General features: G+C 59.2%; 13 protein-coding genes and 2 pseudogenes. 5 read left to right on the forward strand and 10 right to left on the reverse strand.

The window, feature by feature from the left end; genetic code table 11:
* Positions 1–12: 12 nt before the first annotated feature.
* From AOQ71_RS12290 to AOQ71_RS43080, 5 genes and pseudogenes are all read left to right on the forward strand, one after another.
* Positions 13–462, forward strand: coding sequence for a hypothetical protein (locus tag AOQ71_RS12290; RefSeq protein WP_057746506.1), 450 nt, complete (start codon positions 13–15; stop codon positions 460–462).
* Positions 463–464: 2 nt separating this feature from the next.
* Positions 465–1,193, forward strand: a pseudogene (locus AOQ71_RS12295) (SOS response-associated peptidase).
* Between the two features lie 267 nt (positions 1,194–1,460).
* Positions 1,461–5,627, forward strand: coding sequence for a CHAT domain-containing protein (locus AOQ71_RS12300; RefSeq protein WP_245316849.1), 4,167 nt, complete (start codon positions 1,461–1,463; stop codon positions 5,625–5,627).
* Between the two features lie 546 nt (positions 5,628–6,173).
* Positions 6,174–8,585 carry a hypothetical protein gene (locus AOQ71_RS12305; protein WP_057746512.1) on the forward strand — a complete coding sequence of 804 codons (2,412 nt, stop codon included), beginning with the start codon at positions 6,174–6,176 and terminating at the stop codon, positions 8,583–8,585.
* A gap of 87 nt (positions 8,586–8,672) precedes the next feature.
* Positions 8,673–8,782 (forward strand): annotated as a pseudogene (locus AOQ71_RS43080) (transposase domain-containing protein); the annotation flags it as partial.
* A 253-nt stretch (positions 8,783–9,035) separates the two neighbouring features.
* Here the strand turns inward: AOQ71_RS43080 and AOQ71_RS12310 are convergent.
* From AOQ71_RS12310 to AOQ71_RS12355, 10 genes are all read right to left on the reverse strand, one after another.
* A complete protein-coding gene (locus AOQ71_RS12310) occupies positions 9,036–9,233 on the reverse strand; it encodes a hypothetical protein (RefSeq protein WP_057746516.1) in 198 nt (65 codons plus the stop codon).
* 426 nt (positions 9,234–9,659) lie between these two features.
* Complete coding sequence (locus AOQ71_RS12315) at positions 9,660–12,020, reverse strand: TniQ family protein (RefSeq protein WP_057746519.1); 2,361 nt, start codon at positions 12,018–12,020, stop codon at positions 9,660–9,662.
* On the reverse strand, positions 12,020–13,183 hold the full coding sequence (locus tag AOQ71_RS12320; RefSeq protein WP_057746522.1) for a DEAD/DEAH box helicase family protein: 1,164 nt from the start codon (positions 13,181–13,183) through the stop codon (positions 12,020–12,022). The genes AOQ71_RS12315 and AOQ71_RS12320 overlap by 1 nt, the downstream gene beginning before the upstream one ends.
* Before the next feature lie 5 nt (positions 13,184–13,188).
* On the reverse strand, positions 13,189–15,135 hold the full coding sequence (locus AOQ71_RS12325; protein WP_162268350.1) for a Mu transposase C-terminal domain-containing protein: 1,947 nt from the start codon (positions 15,133–15,135) through the stop codon (positions 13,189–13,191).
* A 407-nt stretch (positions 15,136–15,542) separates the two neighbouring features.
* Positions 15,543–16,256: a TnsA endonuclease N-terminal domain-containing protein gene (locus AOQ71_RS12330; protein ID WP_057746529.1), complete on the reverse strand. Its 714-nt coding sequence runs from the start codon at positions 16,254–16,256 to the stop codon at positions 15,543–15,545.
* The gene (locus tag AOQ71_RS12335) at positions 16,253–16,708 is read right to left on the reverse strand and encodes a hypothetical protein (protein WP_157083493.1); all 456 of its coding nucleotides are present in this window, start codon (positions 16,706–16,708) and stop codon (positions 16,253–16,255) included. The genes AOQ71_RS12330 and AOQ71_RS12335 overlap by 4 nt, the downstream gene beginning before the upstream one ends.
* Before the next feature lie 804 nt (positions 16,709–17,512).
* A complete protein-coding gene (locus AOQ71_RS12340) occupies positions 17,513–19,282 on the reverse strand; it encodes an AAA family ATPase (protein WP_245316850.1) in 1,770 nt (589 codons plus the stop codon).
* Between the two features lie 344 nt (positions 19,283–19,626).
* A complete protein-coding gene (locus tag AOQ71_RS12345; RefSeq protein ID WP_057746886.1) occupies positions 19,627–20,217 on the reverse strand; it encodes a hypothetical protein in 591 nt (196 codons plus the stop codon).
* A 1,120-nt stretch (positions 20,218–21,337) separates the two neighbouring features.
* Entirely contained in the window at positions 21,338–21,559 is a 222-nt protein-coding gene (locus AOQ71_RS43085) for a helix-turn-helix transcriptional regulator (protein ID WP_083514143.1), read from the reverse strand.
* 195 nt (positions 21,560–21,754) lie between these two features.
* The gene (locus AOQ71_RS12355) at positions 21,755–22,597 is read right to left on the reverse strand and encodes a metallophosphoesterase (protein ID WP_057746542.1); all 843 of its coding nucleotides are present in this window, start codon (positions 22,595–22,597) and stop codon (positions 21,755–21,757) included.
* Positions 22,598–23,277: the final 680 nt, after the last annotated feature.

Raw genomic sequence — 23,277 nt, forward strand, 5'->3', positions numbered from 1 at the left:
CTGGATGCTGCCATGGCACCGAAGCATCACCCGACGCCGCTCAGCGGCGGCGACCGAAAGGCGCTCACCAAGGAGTTGGGGAGAGCGCGCACCATGACGACGATTCTCGCTGGCCAGTCTGCCGAAGCCCGCGCCAAAGGCGAGACCCTCATTCGACAGGCTGACAAGCTGCTTTGCGAATCGTGGAATGAGAGAATGTGGGCTGACGGAGGACCGATCGACCCATCACCGATCGTCGATCAGGCCATCAACGGCGGTTATGCCTGGCTTGAGATCGAGTGCTCGCGGTGCAAGACCCGGCGAGACGTCGACCTAGCGGCGCTGCGCCATCCACCGATCACATTCGTCCACGACTTGGCGAGCCGCCTCCGCTGCAGCAAATGTAGCAAGGCGGGTCGCCGGCCTTCAGCTACCCTTCTGCAATTGGCATCGCGCTCCCGCCGGGCCGTTCCGGAGACCTGATCGTGTGCAATCTCTACTCGATGACGAAAAACGTCGACGCGATCCGCCGCTTGTTCGGGGCGCTGAACAGCCGCGTCGGAAACCTGCCGTCGATGCCGGGCATCTTCCCGGATTAGCCAGCGCCGATCGTTCGCAACGCTGCGGACGGGCGCGAGATCGCAATGGCGCGCTGGGGCATGCCGAGCTCCCAGCGAGCGCTGATGGACGCGACCAAGAAGCGCGCCGAAAAGCTGCAGGCGAAGGGCAAGACCGTCGACTTCAAGGAACTGCTCCGGATGGAGCCGGATTCCGGAACCACCAACATCCGCAAGGTGAACAGCGCGCACTGGAAGCGGTGGCTGGGTCCGGAGCATCGCTGCCTTGTGCCGTTCACCTCCTTCAGCGAGTACGACACCATCGACGGCAAGAAGGTGCCGGTCTGGTTCGCTCCGGACGCGAGCCGGCCGTTGCTCGCGTTCGCCGGCCTCTGGACGAACTGGACGTCGGTCCGCAAGGCCAAAGAAGGCGAAGTGACTGCAGACATCTTCGGATTTCTGACCACAGAGCCGAACGCCGAGGTGAAGCGCGTGCATCCCAAGGCCATGCCGGTGATCCTGACGACGACCGAGGAGCACGACGTCTGGCTCCGCGGTCCATGGGAGGAGGCGAAGGGGCTGCAGCGACCGCTGCCCGACGGGGCGTTGGAGATCGTCGCCACCGGCGAGAGGGAAGACCCGGGCGGAGAGGCCTAGCCGTCGAAAAGCCTCTGCAGGGGTCAACCTTGGGTGCCGAAAGGGGGCAATGTTCGAAGCCCAAACGCACCCGTCGCCAGCGCACCCCAATGATTATGCCGCCGAAGGAATTGCCGTCCTATCTAAAGTTGTACGATGCATTTCGCTTCCTTCTTGCAATTCCGCCAAGAACCGGGTTCTCTTGGAAAGGCAAGCCCCGACGAGATCACGATAACGCTCCTCTGAAGCACTGCAGTCAACCAGTCGACCTCAACTATGAGAAGTCGAATGCTACCGGCCTCCGTTGACTTGGTTTCGAAAATTCAAGTCATTCCCCTACGCTGGCTCCTGCTGCTTTCCTTCACATTTCTATTGGGCTTCCCCCACGCCGCCGCTGCGCGGGGTTGCGACGTCGATGAACTCCGCGGACGAGTCACTCAGTTGAGGAAGGCCGGAAGGTACGCTGACGCCGTAATATTTGCCCAGCGCAATCTGGCCCTAGCGGAACGGTGTTACGGCCCTAGTTCTCGCGAAGTAGATTCTGCACTTACATCTCTCGCTATGCTGTACTGGTCGCAACGGCGTTTCGAATCGGCCGAACCGCTTTTTTTGCGTTCGCTGGCAATCCGAGAAAAGCGATCAGAGGGAAATCAACAAGAAGTTGCAATCGCTCTTAAGAGCCTCGCCGACGATTACTCGCAGCTTAACCGCCATGTCGATGCTGAACCGCTCTACAGGCGCGCCCTTATCATCTACGAGAAGCTCTCTAAGCCAGAAAGTTTAGACCTTGCTGTGGCACTCAGGGGGCTTGCCAACAGCTACCGGTGGCTCGACCGCGCCGTAGACGCTGCGCCACTCCACGAGCGCGCCCTTGCCATCCGGGAGAAGATTTCGAACCCGGACGACTCTACATTTGCTGTGGCCCTCAAAGATCTCGCTGACGACTACTGGCAGCTAAACCGCTATGCAGACGCTACGCCGCTCCATGAGCGCGCCCTTGCCATCCGCGAGAGGATTTCAAAGCCGGACGATCCCGATCTCGCTGTGGCCCTCAAGGATCTAGCCGACGATTACTGGCAGCTAAACCGCAATGCAGACGCCGAGCCGCTCCACAAGCGCGCCCTAATCATCCGGGAGAAGATTTCGAAACCGAACGACTCTGCACTTGCTGTGGCTCTCAAGGATCTCGCCGACGACTACTGGCAGCTCGACCGCTATGCCAACGCTGAGCCCCTCCACAAGCGAGCTCTCGTCATTCGCGAGAAGATTTCAAAACCGAGTGACCCAGAACTCGCTGTGGCTCTAAAAGATCTTGGCGACGACTACTACCAGCTCGACCGTTACGAAGACGCTGAGCTCTTCCACAAGCGCGCCCTAGCCGTCCGCGAGAAGAGTTCAAAGCCTGATGACCCAGAACTCGCTGTGGCTCTAAAAGATCTTGGCGACGATTACTACCAGCTCGATCGCTACGCAGACGCTGAGCCTCTCCACAAGCGCGCCCTAGTCGTCCGTGAAAAGATTTCAAAGCCTGGTGACGCAGAACTCGCTGTGGCTCTAAAAGATCTTGGCGACGATTACTACCAGCTCGATCGCTACGCAGACGCTGAACCCCTCCACAAGCGTGCCTTGGTCATCCGCGAGAAGAACGACGGTCCTGCCGACACCAGTCTCGCGGACGCGCTCGACGATCTAGCGTCGGATTACAATCAGCTCGGTCGATACGCTGATGCCTTGGCTCTATCCAAACGAGAATTGGCGCTTCTCGAGCACAACGCTAAGAGCGAGGATTCGAAGATTGGGCACGCCCTGAAGGCAATCGGTGACGCTTACACAGAACTCGGGAAATATACGGAAGCTGAGTCGTTTTTGCTCCGTGCGTTGCACATCTTTGATTCCGGCGGGGGCACTGAAACGGACGATCTCGCTACAGTTCTTGATTTGCTCGGCTGGCTATATCAACTGGAAGACAGATCGTCCGATGCCGAGCCGCTCATGGAGCGTGCTCTGCGGATCAGAGAAACAATTCCAGGTAACGATCCGGAAGGAGTGTCTGCTTCTCTCAACGACCTCGCGTTCACATACGAACGCGAAAGGAAGTTCGCCGAGGCGGAACCGCTTTATAAACGCAGCATAGCGATCGATGAGAAGCTCAACCCAAACAGCAAAAACTTGGCTATTTCGCTCAAGAATCTTGGCCGAATGTACGAATCTCAACGGCGCTATAAAGAAGCGGAATCCCTCTTGCGGCGCTCGCTGCAGATGACTTCTTCCGTTTTGGGTCCTGAGAATGAACACGCGGCACTCGTTTGGAACAACCTTGGGTCTTTGTACCTCGATCAGGATCAATATGACAAAGCGGAAGACTGCTTCCAACATGAGCTGTCGATCAAAACGACCATACTGGGGGCCGAACATCCGCTTACTGCCGACGCTCTGGAAAATATTGGAAGGGTGAAATTCGCTCAAAAAGACTTCAATTCGGCGTTGGGCTATTTCAGACGAGCCGCTGCGATTGAGGTCTCCATTCTTCGCTTGGAGGGTAATACCATAGGCAATCCTGTCGCAAGTGACCGCGGTCCGGATGCGTTAGTGGGAAACTCGACATTCGAACGATTCATCAAGGTGGCCCACCGAATAAACGGTAACGCGAACGGGGAGGCTTCGTCGCTCGCGGAAGAAGCCTTCATGATGGCACAACGCCTAACATTTTCCTCGACGGCACTGTCACTTTCCCAAATGGCAGCGCGCGCGGCCAGTGGCTCTCCAGAACTCGCCAAGCTCGTTAGAGAAAGGCAAGACAGTGTTCTAGAGTGGCAGTCGTTGAACAGGGATTTGATCGGCGCCGCCGCTGGCGCGACAGCGAGTCGCAAACCGGAAGCTGAGCAGCGGCGCTACTCTCGCATGACGGAGATATCGACCCGTATTGCTGAGATCGACTCGCTTCTCGGTAGGGGTTTTTCTGAGTACTCCGCGTTCGTGCACCCGCAGCCGTTAAGTGTACAGAACGCTCAGAAGTTGCTTAAAGAAAACGAGGCCATCGTTGCAATTCTACCTACCGATCGCTCCGAAGGCGAGGCCGAGACTTTCGTCTGGGCGATAACCAAAACCCAGTTCACTTGGATACGGATCGGCTCCGACAAGTCCGACCTTCGACGCGACGTCGGCGCGCTGCGCTGCGGGCTCGACGAGTCGAATTGGGTCGATGCGAGCGGATGGCCGGAAGACAACAACTTTGAAAAGGAGCGTAAAGCCGCGCAAGAGCAAAAAAAGGCGCAATGTCAGCTGCTTTTAGGACAGGGGATCATGGAGGGCAGTTTGCCGCCGTTCGATTTAGCGCGCGCGCGTCAGCTTTACGTCACTCTATTCGGTCAAATCGAAGAATTGATCAGAAATAAAAGTTTGATCATCGTCCCCTCGCCACCTCTTACTGTTCTGCCGTTTGCGGTCCTTGTGACCGAGGAGCCTCGGCGCAGATACCCGCCGTCAGATGCGGACTACCGCGATGCCGCTTGGCTCATACGAGACCATGCATTGTCGGTTTTGCCCTCTATTGCGTCGCTTGCAGCTCTGCGCGCTAGGACAAACGAAACCATCGCAGATCAGCCTTACATTGCATTTGGCAATCCACTTCTAGTGGGTAGCCCGGACAAGCCGACGGATGTGCAGCGCGCCGATCTCGCCCGAAGATGGCAGCACTGCGAAGATTTCGAAGAATTGCCGAGGGAGACAGTTTATGCCGACAAGTCGTTATCCGTCAGCTCGGCCGATTATGGCGTTTTCCGTGGGGCGTACTCAAATCTAATAAATCGATCGGCCATTCGGGCACAGGCGCCGCTGCCGGAGACCGCGCGAGAGCTTTGCGCGGTCGGGCGGGAGATGGGCCTCGATCATGAGAACCTTGATCGTGCAGTATATCTGGGCGGACGCGCGACCGAGACGACCATCAAGAACCTTAACGAGAAGCACGAGCTCGAACAGTATCGCGTCGTGCAATTCGCCACACACGGTGTGCTTGCAGGCGCGTGGCGCGGCCTTGCCGAGCCTGGGCTCATTCTGACTCCTCCGGCGGAGAACACGGATCACAGCGACGACGATGGATATCTAAGCGCCTCTGAGATTGCCGCCCTTCAACTCAATGCAGAATGGGTGGTGCTATCAGCCTGCAACACCGCCGCCGGCGCGAATGGCAACGCCGAGGCTCTGTCCGGGCTCGCCAAGGCGTTCTTCTACGCTCGCGCGCGCGCTATTCTCGTCTCGCACTGGGCAGTCAAAAGCAGCGCCGCCGTAAGCTTGACGACAAAGGCGTTCGGAGAGCTGCGGACCGCACCTGCCATAGGCCGGGCTGAGGCATTGAGGCGCTCTATGATTGCGATGATTGATGATGAGACGCAGCCCGGCACCTCCCATCCTTCCGTCTGGGCTCCTTTCATCCTTGTAGGTGAAGGATCGCCATAGCAGTGCGGCCTTGCCTTCGTTAGATCAGTGTCATACAATTAGGAATTGCCAAATAGTTTTTGTGCACCTTATGAGGCCTTCATGTTTTCGTGGCGAAGATGCGCTATCCTCATCTCGATGCATCTGCAGTTCGCCGTCTTCCCGCTGCAAGCGGGTGCAGTCAGCAGTTCTGAATTCGTGGAGTTACGCGAGAAAGAACTGACTGTAATTGTTTCTCCACCCGATCACGCTCCGCGCAGTGCCGGCCCGAGCCATTCCGCGCTATCATTGCCAACGGATGGGACTAGTAGCGATCAGCCGACCTGGCGCCTAGCTCAGAACTCGATTACGGCAAAACAGCCTTCGGCAGAGAATCCCTCGGCGGTCAAAAAAGATGATCCTGATAGGCAGACCACCGACGTTGATGAAGTCGTGTGTACGGCTTTGAAGTCTGAATATAACAAGTGCACTCCTGCATGCGAGGCAAACTGCGAGTCACTCTATGAGGAAGCGCGGGACTGCCCGAAAGTGGTGCATCGCTGTACGCGCTAAGCAGGATAGAATTGGATGAAGAAGCGCTGGGCGAATGAACCGGTCTTAGCACCGTTTGCTGCCTTCCGCAGTTTGCTGCACGTCTTGAGTGTGATGCTTGCTCCTATTCTACTTTGCGCGGTTACCGCTCTTCTCCTTTTGTATCCCGATCAGATGAAGGAAGTGTACCGCGCTATTGCGCAGGACCTGGCATTCTCGGAGGGCGGCGGGTTGGAAGTACTTTTGGATTATCGGGAGGTAGTACTAGCCGCTTCTGGCCTTTCGTTGTTAGGCGCGACTTTCTGGTTAGTTGCGCGGCTGTTGAGCCTGAAGTTTTCGGATGCTGCGACGAATGACTCGCTGCTAGCACGGATGGCTGGGCGGTGGGTACCAATCTTGCTGGCGGTGCTTCCGCTGCTCTGCGCTTCTTGGGGCGTTTGGCATGCTCGGACGGCTCCTTCGAGCGCAACGTCCGCAAAAGGCGTGATTCTCAGCTGGATGAAGGATTTCTACGGGGCGATGCCGGAAACTATATGGCGGATCGTGTCCGGCCATATCGGTAACCGAATTGACAGCTACCGGGCTTTTTTTTCGGAGATCTCCGTGGCTTTGATTGGGGTCGCCGCAGCCTTGTCGATCTTGTTCGTTTTCTTGGAACGTCTTTCGAACAAGGAGACTCTTAGCAGCAAGGATCACTTTCTCGTTCGACGTCAGCGCTTCGTGCTCTACGCCGCACTCTTGACCCTGATTGTCTCGATTTATCTCTTTCCGGTGGCGTTATCACAAATTCTAGGCGTCATATTCATATTCTCGATTTTTATGATATTCCTTACACTCGTCATGGGACAGCTCAGTTTCTGGTCGCAGAAAATGAACTTCCCGTTTCTGGGCATACTCGTTGTCCTCGGCCTCACCTTCGAATTCGTCGGCCTCAATGATGATCACAAGCTACGAGCCGTAAGTGCAACCGTTCATTCTGGGACGGAAGCGGCGGCCGCACCCGCACCAACTCTGAAGGCCGAGTTTGCTCGATGGTACGCTTCGCGTGCTGACCGCGCATATTACGAAGCGAAAAAATCACCATACCCCATTTATGTAGTTTCGGCTGAAGGTGGCGGCATCTACGCCGCCTACCATGCGGCGAGCTTCCTGGGTGCGCTTCAGGACCAATGTCCGAGCTTCGCACATCACCTCTTTGCGATCAGCTCAGTTTCCGGCGGTAGCTTGGGCGCGTCTTTGTTCGCAGCCATTGCGTCCCAAGCGGGCGCTGCAAAGATGCAAAGCACGGCCGGAAACCCCTGCCGAGGTGATAAGCCGGCGCATTTGAAGCCCGGCCAGATCGACGAGAATAGTGACCGCTTTTTCGATATCATGGCGGATCAGGTTTTTGGACACGACCTGTTGTCACCCCTAGTCGCCAGCATGCTCTTTCCGGATTTTCTCCAACGCTTTCTGCCGTATCCGATCAACGGCTTCGATCGGGCTCGGTCGATCGAGGATGCGTTCGAAGGGGCTTGGGACGACACGCTGGATAAATTAAGAAAGAAAAGTCTGGGCTTCTGGCAGGACAAAGTAAATATTCTCAGCCAACCCTATAGATCGCATTGGCGCGCCGACGGCAGTTCGCCGGCGCTGTTACTAAATACTACCGAAATTGCTACGGGTCGGCGTCGCGTCATTTCGCCGTTTGTATTCGCTGAAGATAAATTACGGTTTCTACCTATATGGAATGAGCCTTGGGCAGTCACTCTCAAATCTGACAAGCTTGTACGCGATATTCCACTGAGCACCGCAGCCATCGTGAGCGCGCGATTTCCTTGGGTGACGCCCGCTGGATGGTTCTATGACGTCCCCTTCGAGTCCGGAAGGAGGCAACCGATCTTACATGACGGTAAGCCCCTCCTGGAAGAGATTCAGCTAGTGGACGGCGGATACTTTGACAACTCGGGCGTATTCACGGCGCTGGAATTAATAAGATCCATCAAGGCTGCCGCGAGTGAAGCGGGGCTTTCCAATTCCATCCGGATAAACCTCCTCGTCCTGACCTCCGCGGTTGGTCCAGACGAACCGCCCGCGCATGCCACTGAAGTTTCAGCACCCGTGCAAGCGCTGCTTGCGGCCCGCATCGCTGCCGGACGAGCGACGGTCGAGGAAGCGCTGCACGGCTTTGATGGCCACGGCGAAACTGGCGTTCCGAATGTGGATGGGCCGCAATCAGTTCGCAAAGTTGAGTTGAGGGACGTTGGATACCCGCTTCCGCTCGGCTGGAGACTGTCGCAAATGACGCGCATGCTGATGCGGACCCAGAGCGGCGACCGCGCCTTGTGTGATAAAATCCGCGGAGCCAGCTCGCCCGAAAGCTATGCCGCCCCCGCTTGCACGGTCGAGACGGTCCATCGAGAGCTGAGCGCAGTGCCTATGGGAGACAAAATGCCTCCGAGAAAGTGAAGAGGCTCACATCGAAGTCAGTATGGCGATGATATTCTCGACTGTCGCGCTTCCATTCTTGTGTTGAGAGGACGTCAACTACACCGTCTGATCGCTACTGCCAAGCTCAATAGCATCGATCCGCAAGCTTGGCTCGCCGATGTTCTAGCCCGCCTACCGGATCACTCTGCAACCGCATTCACGAACTCCTCCCCTAGAACTGGCGTCAGCAGAACGTCGCTCATGCTGCTTGAGCCCAATCAACTGTCCGGCAAGGACGACAAATGCATACTTTCAAGCAAGCTTTCAGTGCTCGCGGAGTGCGACTTCAAAGCACGTCGGTGCATATCCGTTAACCGGCGACCATACTGCATCCGACCACCAAAGACTTGCCAGCTCCCAGCCCACTCGCGGCCATGGAACAGCAAGAGCATCGCAACAGCTACTGCGGTCTCCCTCATCTTATCCTTTTCAAGCGGCCACTTTCTTGCGGTTGGGCAGGGATTCAGCAGGAGCCCAGGCGCACGCAGCGTCCCAATAGCCCTTGCCGTGAAATCTCACGACTTCGGGTCTCCTGATCGCCATGCGGCGCAAATAGACGATCGGATCTGATAACGCGATCGCGATTTGCTTCTTTGCAAGGCCTGCCACGATGTCGTCTGGTATCATGGGGCGTTTGGCCTTTCTCTAACCTACGCCACGCCGTATCTTATAAGATACAAATGCCGCAGCAATAAACTCAATGCCGTCGTTTCTCGCTCGATCTGGTTGCCAAACCACCGAGTTAACGGCGAGCTTGCGGGACCAGGGTCTTGCCCGGACGCGTGCCAATCAACTGTCCGGCAAAGACGACAAATGCAGACTTTCAAGCAATCTTTCAGTGCTGGCGGAGTGCGACTTCGAAACAAGTCGATGCAGACGTGCGTATATTTATGAGCAGTTCGGCGCACGCAGAGATGCGTCGTCTCCAATACAGCCTCATTGCGGCACGTTGCACGTTGCAAGCCGGTCCGTTGATCCCCGATCGCCACCTGCGGCAGCCCCAGAGCGCTGAGAGGCACCACCTAACTGTGCTCTTTTGTGATCTCGTGCGTCTCAAGCTGCCCGCTTCTTTGCCATCGGTATGTAACCTGCCGGCTGCCACGGCCTTGCGGCATCCCAATAACCCTTGCCGTGAAAGCGCACGACTTCGGGCCGCCTGATCGCCATGCGGCGCAGATATGAGATCGGGTCAGAAGACGCGATGGCGATCCGCTTCTTTGCGAGGCCGGCTATGATGTCGTCTGGCATCATAGGAGATTTTGCCTGTCGGACGCTCGCAACGATCTCGTCGTCCACCATGTCGTGATAACTCGGGATCTTGCGATCGGCGAGGAATATGCGGCCCATGAACGCTCGCCGCCGTAACCACCACCCGGCACCGACAATGTACGCGAACTCGAGCTTCTCCTCGTTCATGGTAGCGTAGAAGAACCGATCCGTGTCGGAGGGGCCCAGCCGCACATTGTTCTCGCGCAGCAGTAGGAGGAGTTCCTTGGTTCCGATCGGACGGTCGGCCTCTTCGAGAATCCGCCGCGTTTCCTCGATGACGGCGTTTCGAGGTGGCGGCGGCATGTCCAGCGAGACCTCGCCGTGCTCCAGCTTCTCCAGGAAAGGGGCGACCTCGGCACGCAAGTAACCTGAGCTGAGGCACTTCTCGAGCTTTCTATCCGGCTTGAAGCCAGCGCGTTCGATCTGTTCCTTCAGCGTCCGGAAGTAACCGCCGATCCGCTCCTTGATCTCGCCCATCATGATGAACTTTCTCGCGAACGCCTCAACGTGCCTCGCGGGCAAGGCTTTCGCGCTCGGCTCAACGCCCGGAAACATGCTTAGGCCGATCGCAAGCCTGAGTCCGCGGGCGTTCAAACGCATGAGACGCGCAGCCGCAGCGAACGACACCATCTCGCCGGTCGTGGGCTTCACCGCCGCGTCAAGCTCTAATTTATCAATGAACATCCCCTGAAGGCCGACACCCTCTTTCAGCCGTTCACGTATGCGTAGCTTGCCGTCGAGGATCAGACGTACGCAGCCTCCGATCGTCGCAGCCCGACCGCGCCCAAGCCGCGACATCGCGAGCAAGCCCTCCGACGACTTGTTGACGATCTTCGCGCCTCCGGTCAGCTTCCTGAGGAGGTCATCCACGTCGGCCGGCCGAAACACGAAGACATGACGTGGACCGCCGCCCTTTAGCGCTGGCACCAACGAACCGTTGCTCATGATCTCGCGAATCGCCTGCAGGCCGATGCCGAGACGCGCCTGCGTCTCCTCCAGCGACAATGCTCCTTTTAAATCACGTGCGATCCGCGCAACTTCATCGACCGGGAACGACAAATGGCGACCCGAACGACGGTCTGGCGAAATCAGGCCGAGCGCCAAGCCGATGTTCCGCATCGCAAACACAGACGTTCCGGCCTTTGCTGCAGCCGCCTTGAGCGATAGTTTGCGTCTGGCCCGGTCGGGCAACTTGCCGAGACGTACCCCCGGCACCACGGGAAAGCGTGCAGCGCCGTGAAGAAGGATGGCCTGCGCCAACGAGGGCGAAAATTGCGCGCTCCGCTTGTGATTGAACCAATGATAGAGCCACCCGTAACAACGTCCGAAGCCGTCGTCCGGCTTGCCGCCCTGCGCGAGGTAGCCGTCGTAGATGCGGGTAAGCAGCTCTTCGACCTTGTTGTCAGCCAAGACCTCAAACCCGCCCGCTTGTACGATCCCGAGCGGAACGCCCAGAGTCTTCGCTGAACGCCATGTGCGGCTGTAGCCCTCGCAAGCCGAACCGATGCGTTCTAACATCTTGAATACGTCGGGCATTGGAAGCGCATCGAGGACCGGGACGGCCTCGCCCGATCCGACGCCGAAACGCGACAAGATGTAGGCGTCCGACCGCAGCACTTTCGCATCGGCCGGCCGACGCTCGAACCGATAGCGGTCCTGCGCGCCGCAATCCGTACAGATCGACACGCCGCCATCTCGCCAACTCAACTCGGCCCCGCACGGACACGTCCCAACTAATTCCAACTGGTGCCTTGGACACGTGGACACCGGGACAAGGTCCCACCAGAAACGATGGTGATCGGATTCCGCGATGCACCCGGGACAGAGCCTGCGCACGCCGAAATGCAGGTACTTGTCGACCACGTGGCCGCGGAGAACTAGCTTGTCGTCGTCCCGAAGCAGCGGGCTGTTCGCAAGAAGCGCGGCCGGCGTCGTCCTCCCTTCCGCAGCCAGCCGGTTGATGTGCTCCGGGACTCCGCGCGCGATGCCGGCACGCCGGACGCCGACGTCCATGACGGTGCTGTCGGTCGACGGATGGCCGTTCTCCTCGGCCATGCGCAGGAGAAAACCGAGCGCGCTCTCCTCCGGGCGCACTTCATCCCACGCATAAAGCCCGATCGGCCGCCGATGCGACGTTCCGAACATCAATCGCGTCCTGCGATCACATCGGCCACACGACGGCGCGAGCGCTTGCTCATGTGTCGCTCCAGTTGCTTTTTGGCAATTCCCGTTGAGATCAGTTTCTTCTCCCTGATCGAACCGAACCGGTCCATGACTGACGGGAAGTCCATCACAAACCAGTTGTCCTTGTCATCGCACCGACTGGATTCGCGATAGGCCTCGGCGAAATGGCTCTTAGTGATCCACGCGGATCCATCGTAGATCGCCAAAGTCGCCGCCTCATATATGAGGGGCATGATCCTGCCGATGTAGCCGCCACCAGCCTGATGGATGCGCAGCGCCATGTCTGGCGCGGAGAGCTTCGAGGGCTTATCGAATGGCAAAACGCTATCGGTGCCTTCCCTATAGTCGATCAGAGCCATCAGCTGGCGGAATTCCGTCGGCTCCTGGACCTCGTCGCCGACCATATTGCCCTTCTTGTCGAGTTCCGGGAAATCGCCGACCGTGCATCGAAACGGCTCGAGCACGATCTTCTTCTTCACGAGGCGATCGAGCTGGTCGTTCGCGGTCGCCAGATCCAGCGCATGAGTGAGGCCGACACAAACCACCTGAACCCGCGACTTGATCAGCAACTTGAAGACGTCGCCGGCGTCGTAGGTGTTCATGTTGCCTTCGACGATGTGCTGTGTCTCGTCGAAGATGACCATCTTGATACCCTGCTTCTTCACGGCCTTGTTGACGCGAAGCTGCGCCTCTCCGAACTTGTAGCCCACGGGCAAGTTCACTTGGATGGCGTCCGCCGTATCGCCGAGAAACGAACTGAAGGTTGTGTTTTTGCCCACCAAGACGACCGCGATCGGCCGCTTGAATCCGTTGGCCGTCTCATGAAGGATCGGCCGCAGATCGGTGCCGGCAATCTCGGGCCGCGACCACTTCCCGGAAGGATCCTCGGCACGAAGCTCCTCGTAGATCCTATCTGTCAACAGGCGCACTCCCGTGGTCTTCCCTACGCCCGTCTCGCCCACGACAAAGGCCCCGTCACCTTCGGGGCCGGTCCCGGCGGTATCGAATAGCCGAAACAGCCGCTGATCGATCCGCTGCGAGTCCGCGGTCTCGAACATGCGACGCTTCAGGTGCGCAACGCGATCTCTTGGCTTCCAATCGGCGAATTTCTTCGACTTGTCCATTTAGCTCAGTCCTCTTCTGTTGTGCCGCCGTAGTTCATCGGCCTCATCTTGAGTTTTGCCTTCGGGGCGGGCTTCGGTGTGGCCGCCGGCTCGACTGCTTCGTGCCGAGCCGTGGTGGTAGACGACGCCTGGTCGGCTTGCTCCGGACCGTCGACGGAGGCGTCTCCGACGCCACTCCCGTCGCTGGTCACGGCTTTTTTGTCGCCACCGGCGGGCACCTTCTCTTTCACGGTCTTCCGTCGGCGCTTCGGGTCCGTGAATGGGGCGTGCGGCTGCAACGGTGGCGACTTCACCTGAGTGATGCCGACCGTATGCGAGCCCGGAGGTTTCATGCTGGGATCGAGCCGTTCCGGCCGGATCGCGCTCCATGCGGATCCGGCGCTCACGAAGCGCTTGAAGCGCTTCGGCGCCTTGCCTTTATGGCGCTCGAGAACACGTTCCTTCACGTACTGCCCGATTTCCTCCATGGCGCGGGCGAGCGCCGCTTCTTCGCTCAGTTCGTCGTCCTCCGCGATACGCCGTCGGAGCTTGGCGATGGTGCACCATTGGTTGAGCGTTAAGCCGCGGGCGTCGGTCGGCTCGACGAGCTCGCCCTCGACCCACATCTCTCTATGCTCGTCGTAGACGTAGGCGGTCGAGATATCAGTCGGATCTATCCTTACCTGCACGTTCGCGGAGTCCGGTAGGAAGGCACGGGCCTTGGCGAACTCTGGAGAATCCCAGCGTAGACCCATGTAGCGGATCCCGCTCTGCTGCAGCGAGCGAGGCACCACCAGCCCAGTCATCGGAATCAGCAGCTCGGCGGGCGGCTCCCGGATCAGCGGTATTTCCTGCAAGCCTTCCTGCCAGGCCCTTGCTGGTGTGCGCTCGAGCTTGCCGTGCTTGGTGTGGTGGTAGACGTCGATCACCCATTTGGCGACGATCCAGTTCAACTCGTAGATCGTAAGTACCGCGAATTCCTCGGAGTTGTAGAACTTGCGGTCCTCCCACTTCGACAGCACGGTGCCAGGAATGGTGTGGATGATTTGCTCTTCAAGCGTTCGGAACCAGCGCTCGATCTTGCCCTTGAACCACGGCTTGCGAGGCGGCGCGTGCTTCAGCTCGAAATCTAGAGCGACTTTCGCCTGCTCCATGGAATTGGATTTGAAATCCCGACCGTGGTCAGTGATCAACCGTCCCGGGACGCCGAAACAATCCCATGTTCGCTCGATCCCGCCCAAACCTGCGATGATCCAGTCCTTCTTCATCACAGCCACGCGCAAGGCGTCCATTACACTGGCCCACGATGGCGGCGCGAAGCTCAGGGAAAAACCGACGATGCAGCGCGAGTAGCGATCGAGAATCGCGGTCATCCACGGCCGGCCGGCGATTTGCATCGTGTTCTCGTCGATCACCAGGATGTCCAGCGGGGTGTGGTCGACCTCCCACTGGCGATTGACGAGGTTGCCCTGGGGCCCAAGCTGCACTGACTGCGCCTGGCGATTGGCCTCCCGCACGTTCGTAGTCGCCACCAAGACCTCGAACTTGTTGCGCTCACGCAGCATGCGCGAAAGCAGATTACTTCCGATCCGATTGCCCCTGCCAAGCAGCACCGGCGCCTCGCCGCGCTCCGCGGCCGCCTTCTTCAGCCGCTCGTTGGCGAGAAGCCGAACCTTGCGAAAGCTCGACGGTGTTGGAACCGCGATCTTTTCGTTGATCAGGCGGTTAATCTCGTCGATCGCCCATTCCGGATATCGCTGCTCGCGGCGGCCCTTGGCCCAATTGCACGGCACCAATGCGCGCACGTCGCGCCCTGCGGTCACGAAGATCCGGTACCAGGTTCGCACCTGGCGCGCGGACGGCGCATTCTCCAGCGGGATCTTCCATCGCCCGCAAATGTCCTCGATGATCCGGCGGATGATCTTTTTCTTTGCCCGCAGGTTCGCCGGCTGGACCTTGTCGAGCTTGCGCACGAACAATGCGCGTGTGAGCGCGGTCTTGCGCTCGACCGGAGTGAAGGTGCCCCAATCGATGCGGAGGGTGTGCCTCCTGGCGGTGCTGAGCTTTTGATACGGAGTGTCGTCGCGGAGCCGATAGGCCAGTGCCATCTGCATCTGCGCGATCTCGCTCAGCACGATCTGGGTGCCCGCCTCCTTGTCATAGAAGACGCGCCCGCCGCTGATGACCGGGCCGGCGGAATACTCTTTGCCGTCGATCCTGACCGGTGCCCCGGTCTGGATTCTTACGGGTACCTGTACGCTCATTTTCGTTACGCCCCCGTTTCATCGATTCCACGTCAACGGGAATCAAATCGTAAACGCACGCGTTCTGCGCGCGTTTACGATCGATTCATCGCAAACGAGTCCTTGCTGGACCCGTCTCAGGCGCGGGCGAATTTCGTCGTCCGCGTCCACTCTTCGGCCGGGTCGAGCAGAAGCTCGCCCCGCCATGTCAGGCGCAACGCCACCGAGAAAGCGTCGACCTCGTTCGGCAGAACCCGCTGCAGGTCGCGGATGCTGCTCTCGCGCGGCAGGCGCAACACGGCCAACCGCCCGAGCTTCTCCCAGTGCGACGGAAAGTGCGGACCCGCGCAGGTTCGCATCGTTTCCGCGTTGGCGAGACCCGGCTGGACCCGGATCTCGTTCTCCGTGGCGAGCTCGAAGCCGAAGCCGCGAGCTTGACAGTGCGTGCGCACCGCCTCCCACTTCGCCTTCACCCAAGCCCGCTCGGACTCCTGCCGCCGCTCATCATCCGGATACTCCGGGTAGAGCTCGATGAGCGGCTTGACCTCGACCAGGTCAGGCGAAGGATCCTGCAGTCCGTTGCGGCCCTTACGAACCCGGACGAAATCCGGAATCCAGTGCCGCAGGTGACCATCGAAGCGGTACGGTAGACCTCCGTTCTGGCCGACATCTACCCTCGGCTGTGGCACGATCGACCTCAGAGAGAGGTCGAAAGCGTCGCTAAGGAGCAGCCAGTCCCTCTCGAGCTCCGACTCGAAAGGGACTGACCTGTAGCGGTCCCGGGAGATATTCACGGACCCGATGCCGGGCCCGAAATACCTCCGGAGATCCCGGAGCGACTCGAACGTCATGCAGCCGGCTCCAGGTGAGCTTCGGTCGCATCGGTCCGAGCGAGCCAGTCCCTCTCGAGCAAGGACTCGTAGGGAATGGGCCGCTCAGGCGCTGACAGCAGGTGCTTGGCACGACGCAACCAGCTACGGTCGCGATGCCGCAGGCGATCCGCCGTCCGCCGGCTCAAGCGGGCCAGCCGCTCGGACTCCACTTCGACGAGCACCGAAGCGAGGCGATAGGAACTGCCAAGCAACGGCGTCACGTCGGAAAGCGTGACCGTCGGCGGACCGCCCTCGGGAGCCGCCGGCAGCGACGTGCTGCCGAGCACCCACCCGGTCTGCCGCTCCGTGCACGTGACGCGATAGGACGTCACGAGCTCCGGCTCGGGGTCGACAAGGACGACGAGATCGAGGACCAAGCCTCCGTAGTTCAAATGCACCCCGGTATGGGGCGCAGCTTCGTTGTTACGCATACGCGTTACTCCGACTGAGGCGGAGCCACCCGGGACCTCTCGGACGAGCCGACTTCGTGGTCGGGATTCGTTCACCATGTCCGGAGCAAGGCTCCGCCGTTCCCGCAGGCGAAAAACCTGCAAGTTGCTTCCAAGTCGGAGAGGGGCTATGAGCTTGAGCTTCTACCGCGGCGCTCGTTCGCCCTTCTCCGGGTGATCTTCGGTTGCCGTCTTCGACGCTCCCCGTCGGCAGGGACCAGGTGCGGCCAACACGCTGGTCTTCCCGTCGACGCGAGGGGCGTTTCGCTTTCAGGCGATGTCGACGACTTCCTCCGCCGCATCGGCAGCGGTCTCGATGTCGCTAGTTCATGGCAAAGCTCTCCCGAGACCGGAGCGCTCGCGCGCCACGGCCTTTCCTCAGTTTCGGATATGGGTGGATCCCGCCGAATGTTCTCGACGGGGTTTTCGCCGCTGGCGCTTTCGGCACCTGTCGAAGCGCGGATCTCGTGATTCCGCTACGCGACTGACGCGAAACCGCCTTTGGGAACGGGGGAAATCATCGGCTACAGCTCCTCTCCGGTCTGGACTGACCGGTCGTCGGGTTAACCGCGATTTCGAGGAGACGACCTCTCCGCCGGCTTAGGCCGACGGTCCTTAAGACCTTCGGCCGGTCAAACTACCGGACGGACGGTGTGCATCGCCCCGAGGCGCGCAATAAGGATGTGGGTCATGGTGCTCATGACCTTATCGCTAAAGGGAATCCTTGAAGGCTTCCTGCTCGCAATCGCTAAACTTCGAACGATTCGCTTCTGCAATTCAGCTTGGTCACAAACCATCGCTCCCTCCTTGTGACTGAACGATCGCTGTTTCTGGAGCACTCCGCGAGAGTGCCGCAACGCTTACGATCCGCCGGATCTCCTCGCCCGACAGTTGGCGACGAATGCGGAGACGATCGACGACTGCCAGTATCTCGTCGCGATGCTGCCGAACGAGATTCTCGGTCCGGGCTTGCAAAATCCGGAGGTGCTGTTCGACTTTCGATCGTAATTCTGGATCGCTACGCACCGCGGTGAGCGCTTCTTGCAGCGACGCCGTATAAGTCAGCGTGTCTCCCAGGCCTGCAGAAGCGTGCAGCGCAGCGATGATCTGGGTGGCCTGAGCCAAGTCGGAATCGTCGCCACCTCCTGCTCCCACACTAACGTCCCCGATCAGAATGCGCTCCGCGGTGCGTCCGGCGAACAACACGATGGCGCGTCGTTCCACTGTGTCGCGCGTCATCAAGTCTCCCTCCGTCTCATTCGCGATCAGCGTTCGCCCAGCCGACTCGGCGACGCTGCGCCCGATGACGCAACGCTTGAGATCTCCCGAAGAGACGACAATAGATGCCACGGCATGCCCGGCTTCGTGCGTGCAGATTCGATTGAGCGCGGCGGGAGCGATCTCCTCCTCCGGCGTGATAGCCTGAATGAGATCATCAAGCTCAAGGTTGCGTTTTGCGTGACGAGCGATCCTGCGCGCCCCACGCACCGCCATCATGATATCCGCGCCGGTGCAGCCGTCTAGGAGATGGCCGATGTCGGTGAGATCCGCGTTCGCCAAGTCGCCGTTCAAGTGATATCGAAGGATGTTGACAGCGCCTGCATGGTTTGGGCGTGTGATTTCTATCGCACGCTCGAGCCTGCCCGGCCGCAGCAAGGCCGCATCGACGCCCTTTATATTGTTTGTTGCGGCGCATACCACAATTCCAGCGCGCTTCCCGGCGACTGCATTGTCCAAGCTAAGCAGGAAGTCTGTCACCACAGGCGTCCACCAGTCGGCACCGCGTGGTGACATCGTGGCTCGATTTGGTAGCGCGTCGATCTCGTCAAGAAAAAGGATGCACGGCGCAACAGCTGCCGCCTTTTGGAACATCGCGCGAGAGGCTTTGATCACAGAATCCAAGTATCCAGGAGAGCTCGCGAACAAGTCGGCGATCGAAAAAGCAACCAAAGGCACTCCGCAAGCTTTCGCCAGGACCCGCGCAAACAATGACTTTCCGAGGCCAGGCTCTGAATGCAATACCGCGCCGCGATCGATGTCCTGCCAGTCGATGAGCCCCTCCCTGTAATCGGCGAAATCCCGCGCTAGCGCCAAACCCCATGTTCGCGCGGCGCCGTATTCGATCGCGTCCTCAAGTTGCGGCAGTCGCTCAGTCGAAGCAGAACCGCTTACAACTGCGGACGCCTTGCGAATGCGAACGATGATTTCATCTGGCGACGAGTCGGTTCGAAAGGCTGCAACCAGATCATCGAACTCGAGCCCAACTGCGATGTTCTCGTCCATGCCGGCGGGTGCCACGCGGCCGGTGAACATACGGATTGCTCGCCGAATGATAGTTCTTCCGGGCGGGTCAATACGTATCGTTAAGTCGGCGGCAGCCGTTAGCGCAGCCGGGAGCCCGTCGCGTTCCACGGCGAAGCCGACCACCGGTTGCCCATGAGTGAGATTGGAGGCAACCTCTCTGTTCTGGTCGGACTTCTGCTGTGGCGTCTTGATCGAGTCCGCCGTTATCGTCTGCCATTGCGCGCCGAAACGTTCGAGGAAAAGGTCCCGCACGGGCCGAATCCAGCTCGGCCCTGGCACCAGCACAATTACTGCGAGTCCGGATCTACCTTTGAGCTGCCGCCGAACGGCTCCGTTCATAGCCTCGCCAAACGCGGCTGCCACAATCGCTCGTCGCGCCGAAGGAAATTCCCCCTTCGCCGCAAGCGTAGATGAATGGGGCACGACACTGCCATCCATGTCATCGATGACGTGGTTCGGGAAGCAGGACCGAAATGCATCGGCAACTACATTTTCGGGGACGCCCAGCGCCCGCGAAAACCCAAAATGCCTAACCGGCACGCTTGCCGACCTTGGCACTCTGCGGTGCCCTTGCACTTTTCCGACCGTCCTTCTGGTCATGAGCGGCTCCTAACCATGGTGCATGGTCCCAACGGGTGGGACACTAAATCGAGGATGATGAGATCAACGCAGGCAAGCGCCATCACCGCAGGAGCCGGATCGCGGTCGCTGCGGATCGACTTCAGAAGTTCGCCAAGCGGCATGGGCCCTTCGTCCAGCAGGGTCTGCAGGATGCTGAGGCGCAACCCGATCGGGACATGAGCGCCGCGGTAAGACCAGACGAGCCTTGCGTTCGTAAAGCGCGGCTCAAGCCGGATTTCCTCGACCGTCAACGTAAGCGGCGCGAGGCCCAGCCTAGACAGTGCAATGAGCGCGAGCCCTTCCTGCTCGAGATCCCGGATTTTTCGCGCCGGGATGACGTCGAGCAGGAAGGGACCGTCCTCGCGCTGGACGATGACGGCATCAAGTTCTACCTGCTCGGACGCAACATTCGCCGACGCAAGATAAGCGATCGAACGCACCTTCGGATCGAGGGACGCCTGAACGAGCGCATCTCGAAGCGCCGGATGTCGCGCCGGGATCGGGGTTGCCGTCTTGGCGGAAACGAACAGACCTTGTCGGCCCTGAAAGGCTTGCCGCTTGAACATGATCGAGAGCCCGAAACCGATGCGAGAGCGTGTTGCGCGTTCTGTTGCTTCGAGCCGAGATGGACGCCAATCATGGATGCCTCTCTTCATTTGAAATCGGAGTCGAGCGACGGCTATCCCGCGGGTACGAAAGCGCGAAGCCGAGGTTGTTATCGCAGGCGACGACAGTCCGGGCTGAGGCACTCAGCCAGGATGCGGATCGCCGGCCGCGTGTTCGGCCTGAACGGCTAACGTGAGGTTGGCTGGGTGACTACAATCATCGCGCCCCTACCATTGGCTATTCGCGGCGACCACGGTGAGTGGTCCCAACGGGGAATCTTGGATATTCAGCGTCAATAGGTTCTGGCAGGCTAACGCACACGCTGCCGCAAGAACGTTTCCCTCAGGTCGCGAACGGGCTTCCAAGTCTCGAATTGACTGCGGACCGTATTCTGCGAGGGCTGCCGATATTCTAAGTCTGTCCAGCAGCGAGACATCATACCGCTCGTGCTCCCAAACTTGCCGGGCGTTTGAGAAAAGCGGATCGGCCCTAATCTCCCGAGCATCTCGTTCCAAAAGCCTGAGACCATTGCATCGCAGTGCAAATTCAAGCGCGGCCCGGTCACGTTCAGATCGCTGTGGCTTGATGTTGTGCACCTTCAGCAGGAAGAGGCCATCCATTCGATCCAGTACGACGCCTGCGAGCGAAAGTCGCGGGCAATCGAGCTGCGGGCCCACTTGGTGCCTGATTGACCGAACTGCGTAATCCAGACTGGCCTGCTGTAGCGCGTACTTGAGAAGCGGGTCTCGAGCTGGAACTGCAGCCCTGCACTTGGGGCTATCAAAGAAGACTGAGCCGGTCGCTCGGTAGATGAACTGTGTCGTACGCATAACTGGATATCCTGTTGACGTTGCACATAGCGATGGCATTCGGACGACAGTCATTGTCGATGGACATCCCGCACTCCTATTCGACGAGATCAGAAAGCGCACTTTGCAGCGCCGAACGGAAAAATTAAGAGCTCAAGTCTGCGTTCGACCGAAGTGCAGTACGGAATAACGTACAGGATAATTCGGGCGAGAGTATGAAGCGTACTACAACCTTACCTATTCTGATGATGCGAGCGCCCAGCTACCGTTGTTAATCGAAGAGTTCAGAGAGATCGATGCGCAGAGCGGCCGCAAGCCTAATGACAGACTCAAGAGTTGGATTGGCTTCGCCTCGCTCGATCTCGCTAATTAGCGCACGACGAATATCTGCCTCACTGGCGAGGTCTTCTTGAGACATGTTGAGCGAAAGTCGTCGGTCTCTGACTCTCTGACCTAAACTCCTCTTGATGTCAGCTCTTGCGCTTCTCGCCATTCAAGGACTCGATTGCCAGCGTTTAGTGCGTGGTCCGGGCGGCGTATACCGGAAATTCCGAAGAGGAAGATTGGCACGTTTTGCGACTGAGCGCTAGCAAGAAAAGGGGAAGCCGATTACCGTCACAAGGATTCGAGTGGCGCTCCACGGCAATAGCTTCCACCAGGTCTGAATATGCGTGCTGTTCAGCGGAGGTCAGATTTCGATCGTGAAATTTGGATCGAACCGGAGGTTGTCCCAGGCACGCTGCTGCGGCGGCCAAGGCCCATAGCCCTTGGCGTTAGACACCACGCGCGTTGCGCCGATCACAGTGTCCTCGGACTCGTGGGTATGCCCGTAGATCCAGAGGTCCGCAGGCCGCAGTTCAGGTCTGCCGTTTGCAACCGGCTCCGGCCACATCAGCGAGCCAAGGGCGCTCCGATATGCTGCGGTCAAGACCTCTTCGTCGGACAGCCGCGCACCGGGATCATATGGGCCTAGGCGGCGCGCTTGGCTCGGGATTGGCGCATGATGCGTGACGATTACTAGGCGCCCGCTGCGCGGCTTGCGCATTTCGGCTTCGAGGAAGGCGCGGGCTTGGAGGTGCCGAGCCAGGGCGTGTCCCGGCCGGAAGCGATGAAGATAGCGGTTGATCCTGATCTTTCGGAAGTCGTTCATCCGTTCGCTGGCGACCACCATTGCGCGACGCTGGTCACCGAAGAGATCGAAGTCTGTCCATAGTGTCGCACCGGCGAAGGCGACGTCACCGATTCGGATGGAGTTGTGCTGCAGCACGTGGATGTTCGTGCCGACTGATGCTGCCTTGGCCTTCTCGACCGTGCGGTCGATGTCGCAGCCATAAGCCTCATGGTTGCCGACGACATAAATGACAGGTCGATCCGGCACGCGTTCGCGAAGCCACTTCACCCCGCGCTCCGCACGCGGAATGAGATCACCGGCGACGACCAGGACGTCGAATTGCGGACGCGCGGTGCCGGACGGTAGGTCCCAGCCGCGGGTCAGCTCGACATGCAGATCTGATAGGATCCATAACAACACAGTTTAGTCCTCGTCGGTTGGATGGTCGTCCAGCGGCTCGGCCTGGCTCAGCGCCTGCACGATCCGGTCGATGAGTTTCTTCAGGCATCTCGTCTATGCCGAGTGCGAACTGCACGTCGGGCGAGCCGCAGCGCGGGCATTCGTGCCGCGTCGGATCGTAGGTGAACTCGCCTTCCCGGCCGCATGCGCGGCAGCGAAAATCTGGCCATCGCTATTCCTTTGCTGACGTGCCGGATAGCGGAGCAGGTCTACCCCGAACCGTGCGCGCCGCAGCGTAGCTGGGCGGGTCGCTCTCTCGGGGAGGCAGGAACAGAACAAATCAGGAACAATATTCGGAGTCAATAGGCTTATATCGACCTATTTCAAATAGATATCTATATGAGAATCTCGACCGCCGAAATTGGCGTGGTTTCAATGGGATGGTAAAGATCTGAAATCGATGAATCGCGGCCGATTGTGGGGGAAAATCGCCAGGCGGCCGCCCCGATCCCTTGCCGTCGCCTGCAACCCATGGGACGGTTCTCGGGATTGCACAACGCGCGGGCAGGGCGATGGCGGACGCGAAACCGTCTCCGGGGAAGGGGCGAAAGCCGTCTTCAGGCAACAAAAAGCAATTCCTGACGTCCATGGATCCCGAGGTCATTCGACGGATCAAGCAGGCGGCAATCGGACAGGACAGG

Origin of the sequence: Bradyrhizobium manausense (assembly GCF_001440035.1) — a bacterium.
In the GTDB taxonomy this organism is placed as follows: domain Bacteria; phylum Pseudomonadota; class Alphaproteobacteria; order Rhizobiales; family Xanthobacteraceae; genus Bradyrhizobium; species Bradyrhizobium manausense.